Here is a 22,946-nt window from a genome sequence, read left to right on the forward strand (position 1 = left end):
GACGAAGGCGGTCCCCGACCGGGAACCGCCTTCGCCTACGTAAGGGTTACTTCAAGCGGAGCTTGCCGAACAGACCTTCCTTCTCGTCATCCGGTCCCGCGGTGAAGTACAGCGAATCGGCGTCGCCGAGACTCTCGCCATTGCCGAACATCAGTGCCCACAGACCTTCGATCTCGACCGGCTGGCCCTTCTCATCGCGCAGGTAGTCGACGAACTTGCCGGTGGCGTCGTCGTAGGCGAGCACATGGCCGAGGCCACCGAAGTTGCCGACCAGCAACTTGCCGCTGAGCGGACCGAAGTTCGCCGGAGCCACCGCGACACCCCACGGCGCATTGAGGCGACCGTTATCGTCGAGGACGCGGACCAACTTGCCGTTGCCGTCGAATTCCGCGACCTTGCCCTTGGCGGGCTTGCCCTTGGCGTCCTTCTCCTGGTCCTTGTCGAGCGAATCCTCTTCGGCCTTGTCGAACTTCGACGCGTCCTGCTCATCGGGCTTGGTGTCGGCGTAGGAGACGAATACGCGGCTGCCGATGGTGGTCACGTTGAACGGCGCGGGATCGCCCGGCTTGGCCTTCTTGCCCTTCTCCGGTGCGGCCGCATCGATCTGATCGCCGGTGGCGAAGGGGTTGGCGAAGCCGACGGTCGGGATCAGCTGCCAGTCCTTGTCGAACGTGCGGATCTGCGGGTTCTCGCCGAAGTCGGCGGCGAGCAATTTGTCACCGGACGGGGTGAGCGCGATGCCGAAGAACGCCATGCCCTCGGATTCGCCGTCGAAGACCAGATTCGCCGGACCGTCGTGCCGGATGATCGCACCCTCTGGCCCCTGCTCGGTCCAGGCCGAAATCTTGCCGGAGTCGGTGGCGAAGATGAACCGCGAGGAACCGGTCAGCGGTACCAGCGCACCGTCGACATCCACCGGCTGGTCACGCACCACGAACAGATCGGAGGTGATGGGAGCGCCATTGAAGACGACACCGGTGGTCTTGCCGATGCTCTTATCCGAGGTGTCGGCATCCGCGCCCGGAATCGTGACGATCTTCAGCGGATCCTGGAACAGCTTCTGCACCTTGGGATCCGCGGACGCGCTGACATCGCCGACGAATTGAAAGGACTTGCCGCCCGCGCCAATCCAGAAATGCCCGCCCGCCCCCTTGGGGCGATCGGCCAGTCCCCACGCGTTCACCATGTCAGGAAAGGTGTACTGCGCCTTGTATTCGGCATTGTTGGCGGCGAGGTTGGTCTGCGCGTAATGATTGCCGTCGAGGGCGGCCACTTCATCGTTCGACGACTTCGAATCCGAGCATGCCGCGGCCACGACCAGGGCAGCGCCGAGCACCGATGCGCGCAGCAGACCGTTGCGGGTCCGCGACCGCCGGGCACCGTTGCGGCGCGTTTCACTAAGGCGTGCGTTCAACTTCTTCATCCTTTCCAGCCACTCGCAACCCTCATTTGGCGATTAGGCGACGCTAACCTTAGCTTGATGGAATTTCGACGGTATCGGAACACCCCGGATCCGACAGGTTTAAGCTGTCGCGCGTGGTCGCCCCCCAACCTTCCGTCGCCCCCCATCCGGATATCGCTCCGCTCGCTCCATTGCTCGGCATATGGCGCGGACCAGGGCACGGTGAGTACCCGACCATCGAGTCATTCGACTATGTCGAGGAAATCAAGTTCGGCCACCTCGGCCGACCGTTCCTGACCTACCGGCAGCGCACCCGCGCCGCCGACGGCAGCCGGCCGATGCATGCGGAAACCGGGTATCTGCGTTGTCCGCGTCCGGATCATGTCGAGCTGATCCTGGCCCACCCGACCGGCATCACCGAGATCTGTGAGGGGAGCCTCACCGTTGTCGACGGCGAACTGCGGATGGAATTCGAATCGACCAGCATCGGCCGCAGCAGCACCGCGAAAATGGTAACCGCCCTCGGCCGTTCGATCGTATTGACCGGCGACACCATCGAATACACCTTGCGCATGGCTGCGGTAGGCGAACCACTGACCCACCACTTAGCGGCGACCCTGAACCGCGCCTGACGAATCGCGTCGATGCGGCCCGGTTACATCGTCACATCGCTCAACCGTATGCATGTAGAGCGCGCCAAGGAGTTGCCCGAGCATGCTCGACAGCGTCACCACAGGCATCGGCCGCATCCGCAGTTCGGCACGTGTACTGCGCGCCGACGGATGTGGTGACGAATCCGCGCAGGGTATGCGCATCGGGTCAGTCGCGCATCGGGTCAGTCGCGCGTCGGGTCCGGATGCCAAGGGACGTGGATTCGCCCTTCGGTCTCCGCGGCAGCCGCAGCCGAGTGCAGCTGATATGGCGTGATACCGCCCGCCTCCCAAGCCCCCACAGAGCCTGCGGCGACAGCCTCGGGTGCCTTCGCGGTCAACCCGATCTCGTTGCGCACCACCGCGATCGGGCGATCAGCCAGCGTGAACCAGTCCAGGTCCAGAAAATCGTGGCTGCCGTGGGTGAGCGCGCCGCGGCGCATGGCATCGCCCAGACGCGTCGCCATGCCGGCGGTGCTCAGATGTCCTTGGTTGGCTTCGAATAATCCGGCTCCGGCATGCAGGTAGCCGGTCTCGAAGAGCGAAATCACCATGGCGAGCAGGCTGAACGCGCGCGGATCGTCATTGGCGCGCGCCATGAAGGCGAATACCTCGATCTCGTTCTCCAGCGTGGTGCCATATCCAGCGAGCACATGCACCCAGTCGTGCTGGGCGAGCAGCGGCGGCGCGGAACCCGGCAGGCCCGGGGTGACGAAACCGCGGTCGGCATAGAAATCCGCGACGCCGCGCCCGAGCGTGCCGACGGGCAACTCGCGCAGGGTGGCCCAGCGCGCGGCCAAGGCCGGATCGTCGCTGACCTGTCCCCAGGACGAATCCAGACTTTCGGTATGCAGTGCGGTCAACCGGCTCGGGTCCAACCCGCCGAGATAACCGTTGCGGTCGAAGTCGACCGCCGCGAGTTCGATCGCGCCCTCGGCGTACTTCTGTGCCACCGCGATCATGTCGTCGTCGACCTCGAGCGCGTCGGCGAACTCCCGCAGCTTGGTCGCGACGGCAGGCGGCAACGGCCGCACCACCAGCGCGGACAGCAGCATGGTCTGCACGATTCGCTCCCGGAAGATCCGGTTGCGCCGGGCCAGCCCGACCGCGAAGGTCTCGGCATCGACGGGCGGCAGCGTGTCGAGCTCGACTCGATGTCCGGTCATCGACAGGAACAGCGACGGGATCAGCAACTGCTGCAGCGGAGTCAGCCCGTCCGCATCGGACGCCGCGGCGACCACACCGCTGGCCAGCAGCGCCACTTCAGCCGCATCGGGCGGGGTCAGCAGTACATCATCCATCCGGTCAACTCCAACAAGATCGCCGACGATATCCACCGCGGCGGCGGACGATCCCATTATCGATCCGAATTCGATACGGCGCGCAGTCATTTCGCCGACGGCGTAGTCGTTGCGGGCACGGCGCGCCATCAGTGCGTATGCTGAATCCCATCGCGTGACCTTCCGTCGGTGAAACAGCCGTGGGGCAGCGGCGGCCCGGAAGCGGATTGCGTTCGGAGGGAATCTCGTGGCCTCTGCGGGCTCGAATCGACCGGCGCTCGACCTTCGAGTGCTCGGACCGGTGCGCCTGCTGGTCGACGATCAGGCGATAGCGTTGCCCGGCGCCAAACTGCGCGCGCTGCTGGCCATGCTCGTCATCAACCGCCGCAATGCCGTTGCGAAAACCACACTGGCGAACAGCATCTGGGAAGAGGAGATGCCGAATCGCTCCGTCGACGGCCTCTACGCCTACGTCTCGAATCTGCGCACGATTCTGCGTTCGGCCGGGGTGGACGACAGGTCAGTCCTGCGCACCGTGCACGCCGGATACCTCCTCGATATCGCCGAGGACCAATGCGATGTCGGTCGGTTCGAGCGGGCCAGGACCCAGGGCTCGCTGGCCTTCACCACCGGCGATCTGGAAACCGCGGCCGAATGTTTCGCCGACGCGCTCGCGCAGTGGAGCGGTGAGACGGTCGCCGGATTGCGTGGCCTGCGATTCGCCGACAATTTCGCCACCGACATGGACGAACGCCGGTTGAATGCTATTGCCGACCGCCTCGATGCGGATATAGCGTGTGGTCGCGAGGGCGCGGTCCTTGGCGAACTGACCGCATTGACCGCCGAACACGCTGTGAACGAACGACTCTGGCGACTGTTCATCTCCGCGCTCTACCGCGCGGGCCGCCAGGCCGACGCACTCGCCGCCTGTTTGCGCATCCGCCGCAACCTCGCCGACGAGCAGGGCATCGATCCGGATCCGCGCACCCTGGCGCTGGAGCAGGCGATCCGCAGCCAGCAGGCACTGCCGACGGTCTCCTCCTCACCCGGGGCGACCAAGCGGGATCTGCCCGATCTGCTGCGGCAGGCCTGGCTGCGGGTTGGTGATGGGGAGGCGATCGCCATACCGGCGACCGGGCTGCGGATCGGCCGCGAGTGGGATAACGACATCGTGCTCGACGATGCCCGGGTCAGCCGCAAGCACGCGCGCATCGTGCCGCGCGATAACCGGATCTTCATTCGGGATCGGGATTCGGCCAATGGCGTCTACGTCAACGGTGTGCCGATCGGCGCCGATACCGCACTCGCGGACGGTGATGTCATCCGAATCGGTTCCACCACACTGCGTTACGAGATGCCCGATCGGGGCACGCCGCCGGAGGCGACCAGTCGCACCAACTCCAGGCGGGTTCAGTAGCCCGCGGGCAGGGCGGCGAGCATATCCCGCGTCACCGTGACCGCATGATCCGAACTGCCGCCCTTGACCAGCAATGTCGCGAAGGCCAGATCCCCGCGATAGCCGACGAACCATGAATGCGAGCCGCCGTCGACCTCGGCCTCTCCGGTCTTGCCGTACACCTCGCCCTGGTCGGCAATGCGTTCGGCGGTTCCGCCGGTGACCACCTTGCGCATCATCATGCGCAAGCCGTCGATTACCTCCGCACCGATGGCCGGACGGTCGCCCTTGATCTCGGTGGTCCGTCCGGCGATCAGATACGGTACCGGAGCGGACCCGTGCGCGACGGTCGCGGCGAGCACCGCCATTGCGAACGGACTCACCACCACCTTGCCCTGGCCGATACCGTCCTCGGTGCGCTGGATCATATCGTCGGACGGTGGCACCGAACCCGACTCGGTCGGCAGGCCCGGAACCGTATATGACTGTCCCACACCGAGTTTCGCGGCAGTATCGTGCAGCGCGTCGCCGGGCAGTTCACTGGCCAACTTCGCGAATGCGGTATTGCAGGATCGCTCATAGGCGGTGGCCATCGGAACGTCACCGAGTTGGAAGAGATTGTAGTTCGGAATTGTCCTCTCCCCTACCACAATTCGGCTCGGGCATGGCAAAAACGTTTCGGGCGTCGCCTTTCCGAGTGACATGGCCGCTGCCGCGGTCACCGTCTTGAAGACCGAGCCCGGCGGGTACTGGCCGATGGTGGCCACCGGACCGTCGCGGTCGGCCGCCCTGTTCTGTGCGACAGCCAGAATCGCGCCGGTCGAGGGCCGCAGCACCACCATCATGGTCTGTTCCTCGCGGCCGTTGACGGCCCGCTGTGCCGAGTTCTGCACATTGCGATCGATACTGAGCGAGAACGACGGTGCGGGTTGTGAGGGTACTTCGGTGAGTACGTCGGTATCAGCACCGTTGGCGTTCATGGTGATAACGCTCCAACCCGCCTTGCCGTCCACCTCCGCGATGACCGTCTTGCGAACCTGGGCGAGCAGATCGGGTGCGAAATCCCGGTCGGTAGCGACCAAATCCCACTGTTGGGTCAGCGTGACCCCGGGCAGGCCGATGAGGTCGGCACTGACCTGGTCGTACTCGTACTCGCTCAACAGCGCGACGGTGTACTCGCCCTTGGCGGCGCGCGCCGCATTCAGGATCGACCCGGGGGTGAGCCGCTGGTCGAAGCGGTTCAGCGCCGCCGCGAGCGAGTTCGCGGTGTAACCCGGATCCGGGGCGGAGGCCACGGTGAACGCGATCCGAGATACCTTGCCCGGAACCAGTACATCGCTGCCGGACTGCTCGTTCACTCTGGCGCGCGGGGCGGGATTGGCGCGCAGTGCCATGGTCTGGGTATCGCCGAGTTTGGGATGGATATCGGAGGAGCTCCAGCGCACCATCCAGCGGCCGTCACTGCGGCCCATCTGCAATTGGCCGGTGTATTTCCAGATCCGGTCCTTGGGCAGATGCCACTCGTAGGTGTAGTCGACGGTCGCGGTATCGCCGGTGACCCTGGCCGCCCCGGTATGCGCGGTCAGTTTCTCGGCCTGCAACTCGCCCCAAGTCGAACGCAGTGCGGAGGTTGCCTTCTCGGGTTGACTGGTGAGTTCGGCCGCGGCATCGATGTCGTGGGCGGCGACGGCGGCCAAGAAGGTATCGGCCGCGGGCACCGGTCCCTGCGGGCTGGCCGAGCAGCCGGATCCCACCGCCGCGAATGCCGCGACGGCCAGCGTAATGAGCATGCGAGTCGACATCGGGACCGATCGTATAGTCAACGCCGGGCAAACGGCTGTGGCACACCGATGTTCGGCGCAGCGTTCAGTCGAGCAGAACGGTCGCGAAGGTGGCGATCTGCCGGAACCCGACTCGGCTGTAGGCCCGGCGGGCGATGTTGTTGTAGTCGTTCACATACAAACTGGCGGTGCGGCCCGAGGCCACCACCGCATTCGCCACAGCAGCCGTACCGCGGGTGCCGAGACCAGCGCCGCGCCGTTCGGGATGTACCCACACGCCCTGGATCTGTCCGGTACGCCGGGACAGCGATCCGACCTCGGCCTTGAACACCACTTCGCCGTCCTCGAAACGCGCCCAGGCGCGGCCGGATTCGATCAGGCTCTGGATCCGGCGGCGATAGCCGCGGCCACCGTCGCCCGCGCGCGGATCGATGCCGACCTCCTCGATGAACATGGCGATGGCCGCGAGGAGATAACGCTCCAACTCATCCGGCCGGACTCGGCGAACCTGGGTATCGGCGGTGGCCAGCGCGGGCTGGCCGAGGGCTAGTAGCGGCTGCGCACCGCGCAGCTCGCGTTCGGGTCCCCAATGCGCGGACAACATCTCCCACAGCGGCAGCGTCAGTTCCTGACGGCCGACCACCGACGAACACACCCGCGGCCACCGCACCGCCCGCGCGGCGAAGGCGCGCAACGCATCCTCATCACCGCGCAGGGGCACCAGATTCGCACCGGAGAAGCACAGCGAGTCCGACGGACCACCCCGACTCCACAGTTCGCTGTGCCCGACGCCGGTATCCAAACCGAATTCCTGTAACCGCGCCGCCACCATGCACGAGGCGATCGGATCACTATCCAGCACCCGCAACACCTGTGCCAGATCCCGGTTCGCGAGCTGACGCGCGGGGGCATCCTTGGCCCGTCGCGCCGGCTCCAGCAGACTCCGCACATCGACAGCCTGCCACGAATCGGGCGACTCTGGTACGGCTACTCGGGAACTGCTGCTACCCGACGGTGACGACGGGTTCGCCCGCGTCGGCCGTCTCGCCCATTTCCTCGGCGATGCGCATGGCCTCTTCGATCAAGGTCTCCACGATCTGCGCCTCCGGCACGGTCTTGATGACCTGGCCCTTCACGAAGATCTGGCCCTTGCCGTTGCCCGAGGCGACACCGAGGTCGGCCTCGCGCGCCTCACCCGGACCGTTCACCACACAGCCCATCACCGCAACGCGCAGCGGCACCGCCATGCCCTCGAGACCTGCGCTCACCTCATTGGCCAAGGTGTACACATCGACCTGGGCGCGGCCGCAGGACGGACAGGAGACGATCTCGAGCTTGCGCGGGCGCAGGTTCAGCGACTGCAGGATCTGCCCGCCGACCTTGACCTCCTCGGCCGGCGGCGCGGACAGCGACACCCGAATCGTGTCACCGATGCCCTCGGACAGCAGCGCACCGAATGCGACAGCGGACTTGATGGTGCCCTGGAACGCCGGACCGGCCTCCGTCACACCCAGATGCAGCGGGTAATCCGACTGTGCGGCCAATTGGCGGTAGGCCTCGACCATAACCACCGGATCGTTGTGCTTGACCGAGATCTTGATATCGCCGAAACCGTGCTCCTCGAACAGGCTCGCCTCCCACAGCGCCGATTCGACCAGCGCCTCCGGGGTCGCCTTGCCGTACTTCTCCAACATCCGCTTATCCAGCGAACCGGCATTCACGCCGATGCGAATCGGGATGCCAGCCGCCCCAGCGGCCTTGGCCACTTCGCCGACCCGACCGTCGAATTCCTTGATATTGCCCGGGTTTACGCGCACCGCGGCACAACCCGCATCGATGGCGGCGAAGATATAACGCGGCTGAAAATGGATATCCGCGATCACCGGGATCTGGCTCTTGCGCGCGATGGTCGCCAATGCGTCGGCGTCCTCCTGGCGCGGGCAGGCGACGCGCACGATATCGCAGCCCGAGGCCGTCAGTTCGGCGATCTGCTGCAGGGTGGCGTTGACGTCATGGGTCTTGGTGGTGGTCATCGACTGCACGGAAATCGGGTGCTCGCTGCCGACGCCCACATTGCCCACCATCAATTGGCGGGTCTTGCGGCGAGGCGCGAGAACGGCCGCGGGTGCGGTCGGCATCCCCAATCCGATTGTGCTGGTCACTTTCGGCTGCCTACTTTCGTGCGTACTTTTTCGGGCCGTTCGCCTACCGAGCTTAGCCGCGTGCCGCGGCTGCTCACCCTGTGAGGGCCGTGACATGGGTCATGACACACAGATGCCCCGAATTGCCAGCAATCCGGCGTGCGCGGTAGTTATCGCGGCACAACCGCGACAGGTTAGCGCGTCAGCGGAACAACTGGATCGGATTCACAATGTCGGCGACCAGCGTCAGCACCATATACGCACCGCCGATCACCACTGCGACGTAGGTCACCGGAAGCAGTTTCAGATAGTCGACCGGACCGCCCGGCGCCAGCCCCTTCCAGCCGCGGACGGTATTGCGGATCTTCTCGTAGAGCACCACCGCGATATGCCCGCCGTCCAGCGGCAGCAGCGGCAACAGGTTGAAGGCGCCGAGGAAGAAGTTCAGGCTGGCCAGAACCAGGATGAACACGCCCCACAGGCCGCGCTCCGCGGTCTCACCACCGATCTTGCTCGCGCCGTAGACACTGACCGGAGTCTCCGGATCGCGCTCACCACCGGTCACCGCGGTCCACAGCGCGGAAACCTTCTGCGGCATCTGAGCCAGCGACTCGACCGTGCGCACGAACATCTGCCCGGTGTACGCACCCGCGGCCGGAATCGCGGCCAGCGCGTTGTACTTCAGCGGTTCGTAGTACTCCGAACCGACGCCGACCGCACTGACCTCGCGGCTCGGACCGCCATCCTCGGGATAGCGCGTGACGCGTTCCGGAGTGACCTCGATGGTCTTGGGCTTACCGTCGCGCTCGATGGTGTAGGTGAACGGACCGGTCTGCTTCTGGGTTTCGGCGGTGAACTGCGGCCAGCTCGTTACCTTGACGCCGTTGACGGCCTTGACCACGTCACCACGCTGCATGCCGGCCCGCTGCGCTGGACCGGTGCCCTGGCAGTCGGCAAGTGACTTGTCCGGATTCTGCTGGGCGACACATTTCATCGCGCCGATGGTGGTGGCCGGCGGCTGGTCGAAGCGCGGCAGGCCCCAGCCGATCGCGAGCACGACCAGCAGCAGGAAGCCGAGCACGAAGTTCATCGCGATCCCGCCGAACATCACGACCAGGCGCTTCCAGGTCTCCTGGCGGTACATGGCGCGGTCGAGATCCTCGGGTGCGAGTTCGTCCAATGCGGTCATGCCCGCGATATCGCAGAAGCCGCCGAGCGGGAGCGCCTTGAGGCCGTATTCGGTTTCACCGCGCTGGAACGAGAAAATCTTCGGACCGAAGCCGATGAAATAGCGTCGCACCTTCATGCCGGTGGACTGGGCAGCCCACATATGCCCGCATTCGTGCAGTGCGATCGATATCGTGATGCCGAGGGCGAACAGAACGAACCCCAACGCGAACACCATTTGCTGTACAGCCCTCCTGCGTTGCGCAGCTCGCCTCAAATGAAGTGCGGCCGCCCGCAGCGGCCGCGATTACCCGCACAGGCGCGTCCGTCCGCGCCGCGAGCACCCCGACCACAGTAACCGGACGCCGACAAACCCTCTCCGGTAAGTCTGCCAGGCCGCCGTCCTACGGCGCGCCCTATACGGTTCGATCGGCGGTGACGAGCGTTCGCGCGTAGTCGCGGGCCCAGGTGTCGGCGGCGAGTACGTCTTGCAAAGTCTCCGGTTCGGCGCGCCACCGATCGGCTGCCTCGACCGCGCGGGCGACCGTGCGCACGATAGCCGGGAAACGAATTGACCCGTCCAGGAAGGCTTGCACCGCAACCTCATTCGCCGCGTTGTAGACCGCGGTGACGCTGCCGCCAGCGGTGCCAGCCTGCCTGGCCAGCTCGACCGCCGGGAATACCGCATTGTCCACCGGCTCGAAATCCCAGGTCGACGCGGTGCTGAAGTCGCAGGCGGCGGCCGCGCCGGGCACACGGTCGGGCCAGCCGAGGGCCAGTGCGATCGGCAGCTTCATATCCGGCGGGCTGGCCTGGGCCAACGTGGAGCCGTCTTTGAAGGTGACCATGGAGTGCACGATCGACTGCGGATGCACCGTGACATCGATCCGGTCGTAGGGCACCCCGAACAGCAGATGCGTCTCGATCAGTTCGAGGCCCTTGTTCACCAGCGAGGCCGAATTCAGCGTATTCATCAGACCCATCGACCAGGTCGGATGCGCCTTCGCCTCGGATGGATTCACCGATTCCAGCATTTCGGTGCTCCAGCCACGGAACGGACCGCCGGACGCGGTCAGCACCAGCCGGTCCACCTCATCGGCCCGACCGCCACGCAGGCACTGGGCGAGCGCGGAATGTTCGGAGTCGACCGGCACAATCTGGCCGGGTGCGGCGGCGCGCGTCACCAGCGAGCCGCCCGCGACGAGGGATTCCTTATTCGCCAGCGCCAGCCGCGTGCCCGATTGCAGCGTCGCAAGGGTCGGCTCCAGACCGAGCGAACCGACCAATGCGTTGAGTACGACATCAGCCTCGGTGCGGCGCACCAGTTCGGTGACCGCGCCGGGACCGCTCAGTGCCAGATCGAGTCGGGTGCCCGCGGCCGGATCGGCGACCGCGACATTGCGGGTCCCAGTGGCGGCTATCTGCGCCGCGAGCAGCTCGGTATTGCCGCCGCGCGCGGCCAAGCCGACCACCTCGAACTTGTCGGGGTTGGCGGCAATCACCTCGAGCGCCTGGGTACCGATGGAACCGGTGCTGCCGAGCAGAAGGACTCTCACGATGTCGGACACGGCCCCATTGTGGCAGCGGGCCTGGCGACGCGCCCGCAGGCGGTAGCCCACGTAACCACAGAGGGCACCGCCCGCCGATCGAACACGGCCCTGCTGGCTACGACGAGCAGTCGTATGCCACGATATCGACAGCAACGCCCACACCGAGCTAAGGAGCGATCGTGGCCGCCACGGAACTCGAACCCACCAGTGACCGCGCAATCGTCACCCACGTGGATACCGCCGAGGTTCCGTCCGCCGAATGGGGCTGGAGCGGGGAATCGCGCCGCACCTTCCGCGTCGCGGGCTGGATCGTCTGCGTAATCCTGGTGGCCATGACGATCGGCAACCACAAGGGCCACATCGAGGACGTGTTCCTGGTTGGTTTCGCGGCCGCGATCGCGGGCATCTTGATCCGCGACTCGATCCTGCGCCGCAAGCCTCGGTAGTCCGCACCGAAAGATATCGACTCGCTCGGGGATCCGCCCGCCTAACGCCCTCGTCGCTTGGCGGGCTTTTTCTTGGCTCCGGTGTTCTTGACCACGTGTTTTGTCGAGCGTTTTGCGGTGCTCTTCTTCGGCTCGGCCTTCTTGCGCTGAGCCTGGGTGCGTGAGCTGCGTTCCGAGCGGCCACGCACGATACCGACGAAGTCCTCGACCAGGTCGGTGGTCTGCGCGAGTGGCCAGGCCAGGGCGATTTCGGTATCCGGGACGCCCATCATCGTCCGGTAGACGAGGTCGCGGCGGGCGTAAAGACGGGCAATGGAATGCGGGACGATGGCGATGCCGACACCGGCCGCGACCAATTCGATGGTGCTCGCGATCGCATCGATATCGCTCGAGTCCTGGATTCGTTCGCCATCCAGATCGCCCATGCCCACCTGTTCGAACAGCGACAAGGTGTGATCCTTGGGCAGCACGACGACAGGAAGCTCCCGGTAGAGCGGAATCGCGTTGAGACCTTCGCGATCGATGGGTAGCCGGACGAAGCAAGCGTCGACGCGCCCGTCGCGCAGCGCGGCGAGTTGTTCGCCCATCGGGACCGCGATCACCTCGAGCCGGGTGTCCGGAAACCGCTCAGCCCAGATCCGCGTCCATTTGGAGACCGTGACGCCAGGTACGAAGCCGACCCGCAGTGCCACATCCTCCGGGGCCACCGGTTCGGGCTCTTCTTCGGCGCGCGTGATGATGTCCCTGGCATCGTGCAGCAACTGCTGTCCGGCCTCGGTCAACTGCGTCGGTTGCGCACCGGGCACAAAAAGTTTGGTCCCGAGTTCCTGCTCCAAGTCGATCACCGTGTGACTCAACTTCTGCCGCGAAATGTGCAGCGATTTCGCCGCGCGGGCGAAATGCAGTTCCTCGGCAACCGCGACAAACCAGCGCAAGCGGGTCACGTCGATGGACTCGGGGTTCATTCGTATCAGGGTATTGCCATGGGGGCTGTCGACCAGCGAGGCGGGTGGTCTGAGGGTGGCACTGGGCCGGATAGTCTGTACCGGTGAGCCCGGATAAGAAACCGCAGACCATGAAGCCGCTTACCGCGGCGAACAAGCTCGGCATCTACCTTCCGGCGACGCCCGAGGAATTCCGCAACTCCCCGATCTCGCGCGCCGAACTCGAACAGTTGCGCACCAACCCTCCGGCCTGGCTGACCGAACTGCGCAAGACCGGCCCCTTCCCCCGCGATATCGTCGCCCGCAAACTCGGAGTTTCCAATACCGGCCTGGCCCGCGCCGAAGTCTCCGATGCGATGAACGCCGAGGAAATCGCCGCGCTACTCGCCGACCCACCAGAATGGCTGATCCGCGAGCGCGAGAACTACGCCGCGGTGCGTGAGGAAAACGAGCGCATCAAAACCCAACAGGCCGAACGCCGCGCCGCGGCCAACCGGCCCGCCAAGAACCGCACCTAGTGCAGGCCCGGCTGCGCGCCGAGCGCAGTCGAAAGATGGCCCGGCACGCCGTCCGACACCGCAATTCGACTGCGCTCGACGGGATGGCGCCGAACCCCGACCATTGATGCAGCCGCACCCGCCGGGTGCGGCTGCATTTCGGCGGAAGTGGTTATGTCGCCCCGGGTTTCGTGGTGACAAGTTGACAGGTTCCGTCGGTGCACGAGCGCTGCAATCGGCCGCGGGAGAGAGTCTGGAGCAGGCCGATCGCCCAGCAGGTCGGGCAGCCGCGCAATGCGACGAGGCCGACCGGTAGCAGCAGCAGGCTAACGAGGCCGACCGCTGGCATCAGGGCGAAGGAACCGATTACAGCGCCGAACCCGATTGCGCCACGGGTCAAATGGCGTGATAGCGACGCACTGGCGAACTCATGCCCGCCGGTCGCCCGACCATCACCCCGCACGGAATCGCTACGCGATACTTTCCGCATTGCCGACCTCCAAACTCTGCTGCACCGCCGCACGCGCCCTATGCAGCCGTGATTTCATCGCCGCGGTGCTCAGGCCCAGCAGATCCGCGACCATTCGACCGCTGTACCCCTGCACATCCCGCATGATCAGCACCCGCCGCTGATCGCCGGGCAGTGCCGCGATCGCCGCGGCCACCCGCTCGGCCTCCAGGCGATTGATCGCCTCCTCCTCCGCCGACGCGATGGTCGATTGGGGAATCGGCTCGGCCCGACGCATATGCCACCGCAGTTGACGCAGACATTCATTGCGCACAATCCGAAACATCCACGAGGCCAACGCACCTGATGCCCGCAGTGTCCCGATCTTGCGATACAGAATGATCAACGCTTCCTGCGCCGCATCCTCGGCATCCTCCGGCGACGCGCACAGCGAATACGCGAATCGACGCACATGCGGATGCGATCCGGACACCAGCGTGGTGATCGACTCGATATCACCCGCCCGCGCCGCGGCGACGAGATGTTCGTCGGGCCAGCACACTTCGGTCATCGCGACCGGCTCCACCGTCGAAGCACGGTGATACTGCACGCGCAAATGAGCAGTGCCCCAACAACAATCGCGGCAATGATCACGACATACCTCCCGATCTCGTGCCGGCCGTGTTGCCGACACAAGTATGAGAGGTGTAAACCCACACAAAGGATTCACCGCGATCCAGCGGCGCAGTTCGATCCACACGGACAAACGACCAGACGTTGTTACGATGTGTCGAAGGACATCTAGGAGGTGCGGTGGCTGAGGCCGATCGGGCACCGGCGGGCGTCGATCCATCCAAGCCGAACGCAGCTCGGGTGTACAACTTCCTGCTCGGCGGTAAGGACAATTACACGGTGGACCAGCGCGTCGCCGAGCGCATGCTCGCGGTCGCGCCGGACACCAAGACGACGGCTTGGTTCAGTCGCAAATTCCTGCTCAGAGCTGTGGAAGACGCGGCCGAGGCCGGAATTCGGCAGTTCATCGACATCGGTGCCGGTATCCCATTCTCGCCCAATGTGCACGAGATAGCACAGAAGATCGACCCAACGGCCCGCGTGGTGATGATCGACTACGACCCGGTCGTGCACGTGCACACGCATGCGCTGTTGTCCGGCGCATCCGGTGTCACATCGATACTCGGTGATATCCGCCGTACGGACGAGATCATCGAGAAGGCGAAGTCCGAGGGACATATCGACTTCGACGAGCCGGTCGCGATCCTGATCGTCGGCGTGCTGCACTACGTGATGGACGATGAGCATCCGGCGGATATCATCGCGCGCTTGCGCGATGAAATGGCGCCGGGAAGCATGCTGGCCTTCACCCACGGATCCGTCCACACGCAGCCGGACTTCGTAGCGCGGTCGACCGGAGACACTGACGGGAGTTCGGCACAGGTGCAATTTCGGACACCGGAAATGGTGGCCGCCTACCTGGACGGTTTCGAAGTGGTCGAGCCCGGTCTGGTGCCGGTGCAGGAATGGCTCGACGACGACCTGCCGAGCACCCAGTTGGTGATCCTGGGCGGAATCGGCCGCAAGCCCTAGGTCGCGGCGAGCGTATCGGCGCGTGCCGCGAGCGCGTCGGCGATCGGACGCGGACGGCGACCGAGTCCACACGCACTCGCGACACCGTCCACCGGTCTGCCCAGAGCCTTCTCGATCAACCGTAAGGTCTCGCCCTGCTCTGCCACCGTGGGAGTGTCGTGGACGAATCCCGCATAGAAATTCGTGCCTGCTCGGAGGGACAGGTCCGCGAGGGGTGCGTAGAACGCCGGATCCGCCGACGGCGGGATATCGCCCGCCGCGAGCGGACCATGCAGATAGGTCAGCGGACGATCCGAAGGCCATTGCCGGACAACGGAATTAGCCAGCTCCACAAAGGGGCGCAGATCACGCATGCGGACCCGGGACTTGTTGCGCATGCTGCCGACGCACAGATGCACGCCGAATCTCGTTCCCGCAGGGGCGGATTCGGCCAGTGTGGCAATCCCCTCGGCAAGGCGCAATGTCGCTTCCACCCGCTGGTGCAACGGTTGCGTCTTCGCCATGATCACCATTTCGGCGGTGGCCTCCAATTGCACGACCACGTCGGTACCGACCAGTTCGTGGATGGCCGCGATATGGCGGACGGTCGCGTCCCGGAATGCCTTGCGGTGCGACCTGACTCCGGATATGCCCATGGCGATGAACGCCAGGGTCAAATCGGTCGGCATCCCGATCTGCAGGGTCAATTCGGGCAGCTCGCGCGCCGCGCGTAACTCCCGAAATATCGGAAGCGCCTCCTCGGCCTCGGCGAGATAACCGAGGTCCATCATGTCGCCGGTCAGCTCGCGACCGGAGGGGACGCGATGAATGGTGCGTTCTCTACTCGACCGCCACGTACCCGACTTCTTCACTTCCAACGCGCCCTGCGCCACCAGATCCTCGATGATCGGCTGAATGTAGAACTCATAGCGGCGCGTTTCCCCAGTAGGGAGCGTGCGTAACCGCGTTCCCGCGGCATCGAGCATCGCACGCATAGCGTCTTCCGTACTCGTCCCCGGAAAGCTGCCCACGAAATGCACACCGCGCGAACCCATGCTGTGCATCGTAGATCGCATCTCCGCCACGCAACCCCATAGCTACGGATCTTCGTGTGCGGTATGGTGATTCGCCAGAAGATGGCGCGGCGCAAGATATTTCCCATTCGGAGGGAACGCGGTGACGAACAAGCTCTACGCCCGAATGCTGGTGGCCGCCACCGCGGCGGCGACAATGCTCGGTGTGGTACCGGGGGCGGCCGGTGCCGATCCGGCGGCCGCACCCGACCGTTGTCAGGAGATCTCCTTCCCAGTACCGCAGGGGAGCTTGGGCGCGACGCTGTGCCTGCCGGATCGGCCGACCGACACCGTCATGGTGCTGATGGCGGGCTCCAATTACAACCACACCTACTGGGACTTCCCTTACGCGCCAGAGACTTACAACTTCCGGCGCGCGATGAACGCCGCGGGCTACGCGACGCTGGTAGCCGATCGACTCGGTAACGGCTCGAGCACCCGCCCGCCGAGCATGTCACTGACCGCGACCGCGACGGCGGAAGCCCTGCACAACATCGTGCAGGGCCTGCGCCACGGACTCGCGGGGGCACAACCGTTCGGCAAGGTCGTCACCGCTGGTCATTCGCTGAGTTCGGGCACCTCGGTCATGGAGGCCACCACTTATCACGATGTCGACGGTGTGCTGCTCACCGGATATTCGCACACCCTGAGCGTGCCGGACGTCCTCGGTGTGATCAGCACCTACTACCAGGCGGTGCGGGATCCCGTATTCGCCAGCCGGGGATACGATTCGGGCTATCTGGTGACCCGGCCGGGCACCCGGGCCGCTGATTTCTTCGGACCGGATAATTTCGATCCACAGGTGCTCGCGATCGACGAAGCGACCAAGGAAACCTTCTCGCTGACCGAATATCCCGACGGGCTCACCTCCACGCTGCCCGGAATGTCGAGTTCGATCACCGCTCCGGTCATGCTGGTCAATGGCAGTGTGGACCGGCTGTCATGCGGACCCGCCTATTCGATCTGCGCCGATAGCGCGACCCTGCAGGCCGCGGAGGCGGCGTTTTTCAGTCCGGCCGCGCGGTTGCGCACGTTCGTGCTGCCCGGCAGTGGACATTCGGTGAATCTCGCACGCAACACCGCGCAGTATCAGACCGCCGTCATCGACTGGATGAAGTCGGTCGTCGGATAACTCGACCGCTCGCGGTGGTCGATGTGCCGCGATCACAACAAGCTGTCCTGCGGCAGGTATGGACGCACGACCGCGGCCGCGCGACCTTGTGCCCCGGGATCGCACCGGTAACGCACCAGCTGACCTTCGGTGAGTGCGCGATAGCCCGGCACATCGATATGGCTGTACTCGACGAACACCGGCCACTGCCGGACACCATCGGGTTCGATGAAGCCGAACCCACGCTGTTCGTCGAACCAGGCCACCGTACCTGTCAGCCATACCGAGGTCGGATCGATAACGCTGCTCATCGTAGCCTCCGCGAGGTCGGATCGGCGATACCCCCGCATGCGGCCTACCCGCGAATGCCACTGGCAAACACCGCTTTTCGGGACGCGAAAACGCCACACATCAACCCGATTAGTCGGCTCGATCCGGGGTAGGTCGCAGATGTGGTCCGAACCGGGGCCGCAGATAGTTCCCACTACCGAAAAGGAGTGCCGATCATGGCAGATCCGAAGAACCCCGGGCAGTTCGGTAATCGCAAGGACACCCAGGAGCAGGCCAGCAAGGGCGGAAAGGCCAGCACCGGCAGCTTCGGCCAGGAAAACGCCGCAGACCCGCACGAGGCCGGTCGTAAGGGCGCACAGGCGCAGCCGACGGCGGCCAAGCAGAAGGGCGGCCAGCACAGCCACAGTGGCAGCTAGCTCCACCTGTCGAACGGGCCTCGGTCATCTCGATCCGGGGCCCGTTCGCATGCGTCGAATATCATCGGCGAACCTGGGTAAGCGCCCGACATGGTCACCTTCGGATATTTTTTAGCCAGCGAACAGTTCGGGCCGAAAGAACTCGTCGAGCAGGCCAAACGCGCCGAACAGGCTGGGTTCGAACGGCTGTGGATCTCCGACCATTTCCATCCCTGGAATGACGCCGAGGGCCACAGTCCCTTCGTGTGGGGCACCATCGGGGCGCTCTCGGAGGCAACCGACCTGCCGATTACCACGGCGGTCACCTGCCCCACCGTCCGCATCCATCCCGTAATCATCGCGCAGGCCGCCGCGACCGCCGCCGTCCAACTCGGCGGCAACTTCGTTCTCGGCGTCGGCAGCGGGGAAGCGCTCAACGAGCACATTCTCGGCGATCCGTGGCCATCGCCCACCGTCCGGCTCGAAATGCTGGAGGAAGCGGTCCAGCTGATTCGGCGACTGCACCGCGGCGGTAACGTCAACCACCGCGGCGAGTACTACACCGTGCAGGACGCCAGAATCTATACGCTGCCCGATGCTCCGGTGCCGATCTACATCTCCGGATTCGGCCCGCAGGCAACGCAATTGGCGGCGCGGATCGGCGACGGCTTCTGCACCGTACTGCCCGATGCCGATGCGGTCGACACCTTCCGCACCGCGAGCGGCGGCGCGAAACCGGTACAGGCGGGCGCCAAGGTCAGCTGGTCCCGCGACGAGGAGTCGGGCCTGGACGCCGCGCACCGCCTCTGGGCCAATGAGCTACTGCCGGGCCAGCTTTCCCAAACACTGCCGCGCCCACGCGATTTCGAGGACGCGATGATCCTGATCGATCGCGAATCCACCCGTGACCACTTCGCCACCGGGCCCGATCCGGAGCGCCATATCCGCCAACTTCGGCAGTACCTCGATGCCGGTGTCGACGAACTGTACGTCCAACAGATCGGGCCCGATCTGGATGGCTTCTTCACCGCTTGGGAGAAGGAGATCCAGCCCGCCCTGAGCTGACCGAGACCGCTAGGCCGGTACCGCGACGGTCGCCCGGTTCCAGACTCGGTGCCGGGCAACCGCATTCGCGAAAGCCTCGATGAAGTCCTCGGTCACGCCCGCACCGCTCGCGTTCGTGGTGAAAACACCCGCTAGCGTGTCGTGATCGGTATCGGATACGACACCGGCGACTCGCAGCAGCGTGACACCGTCGCCGAAGCCGCCGATCGCTTTGACGTGTTTGAACGCCTCCAGCACGAAGTGCACCGCCGCGCCATTGCCCGCCAGCGTGTCGGCGGATCGCTTTCCACCCGCGACCAGCACCGCGTCGTAGAGCACCGAAGCAACGGTCGCCAGCGAACGGTCCACCGCCAGGGTTTCGCCGTCACTGCCGTCACCGCCCAACGTACCGGCATGCGGCGCGAGCACTTCGGGGATCGCGCCACGCTCGGTCAACCACGAGTTGATGCGGCGTACACCGAGTGTGTCCACACCGTCGGCGGCCAGGATCGCGATCTTACGGGTCGCGATGGTGTCGGTGACCGTATTCAGTTGCGACAGTGCGGGAGATACCATCGCGTCCCGATCATTCGAGTCCGGTTGCGGTACCGGCATACCCAGCTCACCCGCGACCCGCTCGGCCAGCTCTGGTTCGATCTGCACCAGATGTTCGAGCACCCTGGCCCGGATGGCCACCCGCTCCACCTTCCCGAGCTCGAAGGCGAAGGCGGCGACGATGTGATCGGCCTCCGGCGGTGACATGCTGCGCCAGAACATTCGTGGCTGGCGGTAGTATTCCCGAAAACTGCTGGCGCGCTGTCGAATAGCTGAACCGGTGAGAGGCTCGGCGTAGTGCCGGAACATTTCGGTGTCCGCCAATGCCGGACAACCCCCACCGATGGTGTTCTTGGTATACGCGGCCTCGCCCTGCGGGATGGCGTGTTGGCCGAAGCCGTCCTGCTGGTGATTGCGCACATCCGCGACCGGCCGGTTGATCGGCAACTGGGCGAAATTCGGCCCGCCCAAACGGATCAGCTGCGTGTCGAGGTAGGAGAAGTTACGCAACTGCAGCAGCGGATCACCGGTGAAATCGATGCCGGGCACCAGATTGGCGGTGTGGAAGGCCACCTGCTCGGTCTCGGCGAAGAAGTTGTCCGGATTGCGATCCAGCACCATACGCCCCACCGGCTGCACCGGAACCTGCTCCTCCGGAATGATTTTCGTCGCATCGAGGAGGTCGAAGTCGAAGCCGAATTCATTCTCGTCCGAGACCAGCTGCACGCCCAGCTCCCACTCCGGATACTGGCCTGCCGCGATGCAGTCCCACAGATCGCGTCGGTTGAAGTCGGGATCACGTCCGGCGATCTGCTGACATTCGTCCCACACCAACGAGTGCACGCCCAGTTTCGGTGTCCAGTGGAACTTCACGAAGGTGCCTCGACCTTCGCTGTTGACGAGCCGGAAGGTGTGCACGCCGAAGCCCTGCATCATGCGATAGCTGCGCGGCAGTGCCCGGTCCGACATCAGCCACATGATCGCATGCAGCGTCTCCGGTTGCTGCGCGACGAAGTCCCACAGGGTGTCGTGCGCGGAGGCGGCCTGCGGAATCTCGTTGTGTGGCTCGGGTTTCACCGCATGTACGAAGTCCGGGAATTTGATTCCATCCTGGATGAAGAACACCGGGAAGTTATTGCCGACCAGATCGTAATTGCCCTGGGCGGTATAGAACTTCGTCGCGAAACCACGCACATCGCGCACGGTATCGGCGGATCCGCGCGAACCAGCGACGGTCGAAAATCGCACGAACACCGGCGTTTCCACACTCGAATCAGTGAGGAATCGGGCGGTGGTGAATTGGCCGAGCCAGCCGTCGTAGGGCCGGAAGTGTCCGTAGGCACCCGCACCTCTGGCATGGACCACCCGCTCGGGAATCCGCTCGTGATCGAAGTGGGTGATCTTCTCTCTGGCATGGAAATCGGCGAGCAGCGTCGATCCGCGCTCCCCCACTTTCAGGGCGTCATCGGTGCTGTCCACCCGTACACCCTGCTGTGTGGTCAGCTTCCCCTGTTCGCGATCCACCCGGTATCGATCCAGCTGGCGCTGCTTCTCGTTCGATGCGCCGTTTTTGTTCGTCGCGTCGGTCACGCCGCTCACCCCTCGGTCTTGCGGCGCCAATCGCGCACCGCGTCGCGAATCCGGTCGAAGAGCGCCAGTGGCGGTCCGGCAACGATATTCACCAGTGCCGACTCGCCCGCCTCCGGATGCGGCCGGGTCGGGGCGACGGCCTCGGCGACCCGCACGACATCGGCGAGCACCGCACTCTCACTGGCTGAGAGCTCTTGGCGCAGCTGGTCGAATTCCTCCTTCTCCTCCAGATCGGCATGTTCGATTACCGATTCGGCGAAGGAGCGGAACTTCGTATCGAAGTCCTTGTGCTGCACGCCCAGGTCGTAGAGCTCGGCCAGCACGCGCTTGGCCTCTTGCTCTTCGTGCAACCTGTCATCGACAACGCTGGCGGACACCGATGCGCGCCGTGATGCCGGATGCACCACTTCCTCTTCGGCGCTCTCGTGCACGGCCAGCGCCCGGACCAACTCCTCGAACGGCTCGCGCTTGGCCGCACCCTGCGCAAGCTGTACTTTTTCGATCAGGCCCTTGATCAGTTCGTGCTGTGCCAGCAAGAGCGTGACGACGTCTTCCTTCTGACCGGTGGCCATTGCGTACCTCCTCGATTGGGGACGGAGCCACCGCGGCTCCTCTCGTCCGCGCATACCCGCAAGCCGCACAGTCACACCTGAGGCCGGGGCAGTGCGGACGAGTTGGAGCCGAGTCGATTCGCAGGTCGGGTCAGTCCGTCGACACCGCCTCTACCACGCCGCCGGTATCGGCATTGCCGAGCGCGACGGCCACATCGGCCTGCGCCACAATGCCCACCAACTGGTCGCCGTCGAGCACCGGCACCCGGCGGATCTGATGCACCGACATCACATTGAGCACCTCATCGGCATCGGTACTCGCCTGCACCGTGATCGGTGTGCCCTCGGCCAGTTCTCCGGCCTTGACGCCGAGTGGATCCTTGTTCTCGGCGAGCACCTTCACCACGATGTCGCGGTCGGTGAGCATGCCCTTGAGCCGATTGTCCTCACCGCAGATCGGCAACGCGCCCACACTCAGCTGTTTCATCAGCTTGGCGGCCTCGAGCACCGAATCGCTGGATCGCACACACTGCACGCCCTCGGTCATGAGTTCACGCGCGGTTGTCATGGTTGTCCTCCTATTCATCTTCATCGCAAGCAGAGTCGGATTCGCGGTACCCGTCGAGATGCCCGATACACCCCTGATTGATCCCCAACATCCGGGGTATCCGCTTGAACACGACGATCCATCCGAACGGAGAGGACGCCATGTTTCCTGGATCCGACCAGCCCGAATCCGACCGGCTGCGCTCCGACTTCCCGGACCGCGCACGCAACACCAGAAACCACGCGGGCGAATTGATCGCCGACACCCACAACTGGCCCGGCGTCATCCTGGTACTGCTCGGCGTAGTCGCCGCCGCCCTTACCCTCACCGCCGCAGGCTATGGATTCGCCGGTTGGGCCATCATCGCAGGCATCGCCGCGGTCGTCTGCCTGATCTGCGGCGGCGGACTCATCGTTGCCGAACACCGCCGAGTCAAGGCCGACGAGGGCCGCGAACTGCTCGAGCCGGGCGGCCACTGACCCGCACCGCATGGATGCACGCTC

General features: G+C 65.0%; 23 protein-coding genes. 9 read left to right on the forward strand and 14 right to left on the reverse strand.

Annotated features, from left to right (window positions below; genetic code table 11):
- Positions 1 to 46: 46 nt before the first annotated feature.
- Complete coding sequence (locus ACQP2U_RS31120) at positions 47 to 1,351, reverse strand: TIGR03118 family protein (protein WP_433716635.1); 1,305 nt, start codon at positions 1,349 to 1,351, stop codon at positions 47 to 49.
- Positions 1,352 to 1,527: 176 nt separating this feature from the next.
- Between ACQP2U_RS31120 and ACQP2U_RS31125 the strand changes: the two genes are divergently transcribed.
- Positions 1,528 to 2,034 (forward strand): peroxynitrite isomerase, encoded by a 507-nt coding sequence (locus ACQP2U_RS31125; RefSeq protein ID WP_433716636.1) that lies wholly within the window; start codon positions 1,528 to 1,530, stop codon positions 2,032 to 2,034.
- A 203-nt stretch (positions 2,035 to 2,237) separates the two neighbouring features.
- Here ACQP2U_RS31125 and ACQP2U_RS31130 read toward each other — a convergent pair whose 3' ends face one another.
- The gene (locus tag ACQP2U_RS31130) at positions 2,238 to 3,482 is read right to left on the reverse strand and encodes a hypothetical protein (protein ID WP_433710725.1); all 1,245 of its coding nucleotides are present in this window, start codon (positions 3,480 to 3,482) and stop codon (positions 2,238 to 2,240) included.
- A gap of 97 nt (positions 3,483 to 3,579) precedes the next feature.
- Between ACQP2U_RS31130 and ACQP2U_RS31135 the strand changes: the two genes are divergently transcribed.
- The gene (locus tag ACQP2U_RS31135; protein ID WP_433710726.1) at positions 3,580 to 4,749 is read left to right on the forward strand and encodes a BTAD domain-containing putative transcriptional regulator; all 1,170 of its coding nucleotides are present in this window, start codon (positions 3,580 to 3,582) and stop codon (positions 4,747 to 4,749) included.
- On the opposite strand, the gene ACQP2U_RS31140 is transcribed toward ACQP2U_RS31135, so the two are convergent.
- The 5 genes from ACQP2U_RS31140 to dxr all read right to left on the reverse strand — a co-directional run bounded on the left by ACQP2U_RS31140 (position 4,743) and on the right by dxr (position 11,385).
- Positions 4,743 to 6,530, reverse strand: coding sequence for a penicillin-binding transpeptidase domain-containing protein (locus tag ACQP2U_RS31140; protein WP_433710727.1), 1,788 nt, complete (start codon positions 6,528 to 6,530; stop codon positions 4,743 to 4,745). The two genes, ACQP2U_RS31135 and ACQP2U_RS31140, sit on opposite strands and share 7 nt — an antisense overlap.
- 64 nt (positions 6,531 to 6,594) lie before the next feature.
- The gene (locus tag ACQP2U_RS31145) at positions 6,595 to 7,458 is read right to left on the reverse strand and encodes a GNAT family N-acetyltransferase (protein ID WP_433710728.1); all 864 of its coding nucleotides are present in this window, start codon (positions 7,456 to 7,458) and stop codon (positions 6,595 to 6,597) included.
- Between the two features lie 55 nt (positions 7,459 to 7,513).
- Complete coding sequence (gene ispG / locus ACQP2U_RS31150) at positions 7,514 to 8,671, reverse strand: flavodoxin-dependent (E)-4-hydroxy-3-methylbut-2-enyl-diphosphate synthase (RefSeq protein ID WP_433710729.1); 1,158 nt, start codon at positions 8,669 to 8,671, stop codon at positions 7,514 to 7,516.
- A gap of 181 nt (positions 8,672 to 8,852) precedes the next feature.
- Entirely contained in the window at positions 8,853 to 10,055 is a 1,203-nt protein-coding gene (locus ACQP2U_RS31155; RefSeq protein WP_433710730.1) for a M50 family metallopeptidase, read from the reverse strand.
- Between the two features lie 178 nt (positions 10,056 to 10,233).
- Positions 10,234 to 11,385, reverse strand: coding sequence for a 1-deoxy-D-xylulose-5-phosphate reductoisomerase (gene dxr / locus ACQP2U_RS31160; RefSeq protein WP_433710731.1), 1,152 nt, complete (start codon positions 11,383 to 11,385; stop codon positions 10,234 to 10,236).
- A 161-nt stretch (positions 11,386 to 11,546) separates the two neighbouring features.
- On the opposite strand from dxr, the gene ACQP2U_RS31165 reads away from it, so the two are divergent.
- On the forward strand, positions 11,547 to 11,813 hold the full coding sequence (locus ACQP2U_RS31165) for a DUF2631 domain-containing protein (protein ID WP_397032257.1): 267 nt from the start codon (positions 11,547 to 11,549) through the stop codon (positions 11,811 to 11,813).
- Positions 11,814 to 11,854: 41 nt separating this feature from the next.
- On the opposite strand, the gene ACQP2U_RS31170 is transcribed toward ACQP2U_RS31165, so the two are convergent.
- Positions 11,855 to 12,778: a LysR family transcriptional regulator gene (locus tag ACQP2U_RS31170; RefSeq protein WP_433710732.1), complete on the reverse strand. Its 924-nt coding sequence runs from the start codon at positions 12,776 to 12,778 to the stop codon at positions 11,855 to 11,857.
- A gap of 83 nt (positions 12,779 to 12,861) precedes the next feature.
- Between ACQP2U_RS31170 and ACQP2U_RS31175 the strand changes: the two genes are divergently transcribed.
- The gene (locus ACQP2U_RS31175; RefSeq protein WP_397032261.1) at positions 12,862 to 13,275 is read left to right on the forward strand and encodes a DUF5997 family protein; all 414 of its coding nucleotides are present in this window, start codon (positions 12,862 to 12,864) and stop codon (positions 13,273 to 13,275) included.
- Between the two features lie 449 nt (positions 13,276 to 13,724).
- Here the strand turns inward: ACQP2U_RS31175 and ACQP2U_RS31180 are convergent, their stop codons facing one another.
- Positions 13,725 to 14,273: an RNA polymerase sigma factor gene (locus tag ACQP2U_RS31180; protein ID WP_433710733.1), complete on the reverse strand. Its 549-nt coding sequence runs from the start codon at positions 14,271 to 14,273 to the stop codon at positions 13,725 to 13,727.
- Positions 14,274 to 14,515: 242 nt separating this feature from the next.
- Between ACQP2U_RS31180 and ACQP2U_RS31185 the strand changes: the two genes are divergently transcribed.
- The gene (locus ACQP2U_RS31185) at positions 14,516 to 15,307 is read left to right on the forward strand and encodes an SAM-dependent methyltransferase (RefSeq protein ID WP_433710734.1); all 792 of its coding nucleotides are present in this window, start codon (positions 14,516 to 14,518) and stop codon (positions 15,305 to 15,307) included.
- On the opposite strand, the gene ACQP2U_RS31190 is transcribed toward ACQP2U_RS31185, so the two are convergent.
- Entirely contained in the window at positions 15,304 to 16,341 is a 1,038-nt protein-coding gene (locus tag ACQP2U_RS31190; RefSeq protein ID WP_433710735.1) for a hypothetical protein, read from the reverse strand. The genes ACQP2U_RS31185 and ACQP2U_RS31190 overlap by 4 nt on opposite strands.
- A gap of 121 nt (positions 16,342 to 16,462) precedes the next feature.
- On the opposite strand from ACQP2U_RS31190, the gene ACQP2U_RS31195 reads away from it, so the two are divergent.
- Positions 16,463 to 17,491 (forward strand): alpha/beta hydrolase, encoded by a 1,029-nt coding sequence (locus tag ACQP2U_RS31195; protein ID WP_433710736.1) that lies wholly within the window; start codon positions 16,463 to 16,465, stop codon positions 17,489 to 17,491.
- A 32-nt stretch (positions 17,492 to 17,523) separates the two neighbouring features.
- Here ACQP2U_RS31195 and ACQP2U_RS31200 read toward each other — a convergent pair whose 3' ends face one another.
- Positions 17,524 to 17,781: a cold shock domain-containing protein gene (locus tag ACQP2U_RS31200; protein WP_433710737.1), complete on the reverse strand. Its 258-nt coding sequence runs from the start codon at positions 17,779 to 17,781 to the stop codon at positions 17,524 to 17,526.
- Positions 17,782 to 17,976: 195 nt separating this feature from the next.
- Here ACQP2U_RS31200 and ACQP2U_RS31205 point away from each other — a divergent pair, with 195 nt between their 5' ends.
- Together ACQP2U_RS31205 and ACQP2U_RS31210 are read left to right on the forward strand one after the other, a co-directional pair.
- Positions 17,977 to 18,177: a hypothetical protein gene (locus ACQP2U_RS31205; RefSeq protein WP_397032271.1), complete on the forward strand. Its 201-nt coding sequence runs from the start codon at positions 17,977 to 17,979 to the stop codon at positions 18,175 to 18,177.
- Between the two features lie 90 nt (positions 18,178 to 18,267).
- Positions 18,268 to 19,221, forward strand: coding sequence for a TIGR03557 family F420-dependent LLM class oxidoreductase (locus ACQP2U_RS31210; RefSeq protein WP_433710738.1), 954 nt, complete (start codon positions 18,268 to 18,270; stop codon positions 19,219 to 19,221).
- A gap of 9 nt (positions 19,222 to 19,230) precedes the next feature.
- On the opposite strand, the gene ACQP2U_RS31215 is transcribed toward ACQP2U_RS31210, so the two are convergent.
- The 3 genes from ACQP2U_RS31215 to ACQP2U_RS31225 all read right to left on the reverse strand — a co-directional run bounded on the left by ACQP2U_RS31215 (position 19,231) and on the right by ACQP2U_RS31225 (position 22,464).
- Complete coding sequence (locus ACQP2U_RS31215) at positions 19,231 to 21,345, reverse strand: catalase (RefSeq protein WP_433710739.1); 2,115 nt, start codon at positions 21,343 to 21,345, stop codon at positions 19,231 to 19,233.
- Between the two features lie 5 nt (positions 21,346 to 21,350).
- Entirely contained in the window at positions 21,351 to 21,917 is a 567-nt protein-coding gene (locus tag ACQP2U_RS31220) for a hemerythrin domain-containing protein (RefSeq protein ID WP_433710740.1), read from the reverse strand.
- Between the two features lie 130 nt (positions 21,918 to 22,047).
- Positions 22,048 to 22,464: a CBS domain-containing protein gene (locus ACQP2U_RS31225; RefSeq protein WP_397032279.1), complete on the reverse strand. Its 417-nt coding sequence runs from the start codon at positions 22,462 to 22,464 to the stop codon at positions 22,048 to 22,050.
- A 140-nt stretch (positions 22,465 to 22,604) separates the two neighbouring features.
- Between ACQP2U_RS31225 and ACQP2U_RS31230 the strand changes: the two genes are divergently transcribed.
- Positions 22,605 to 22,922, forward strand: a complete 318-nt coding sequence (locus tag ACQP2U_RS31230; protein ID WP_397032281.1) for a hypothetical protein — start codon at positions 22,605 to 22,607, stop codon at positions 22,920 to 22,922.
- Positions 22,923 to 22,946 lie beyond the last annotated feature (24 nt).

This window comes from Nocardia sp. CA-084685 (assembly GCF_050955785.1).
Classification (GTDB): Bacteria; Actinomycetota; Actinomycetes; order Mycobacteriales; family Mycobacteriaceae; genus Nocardia.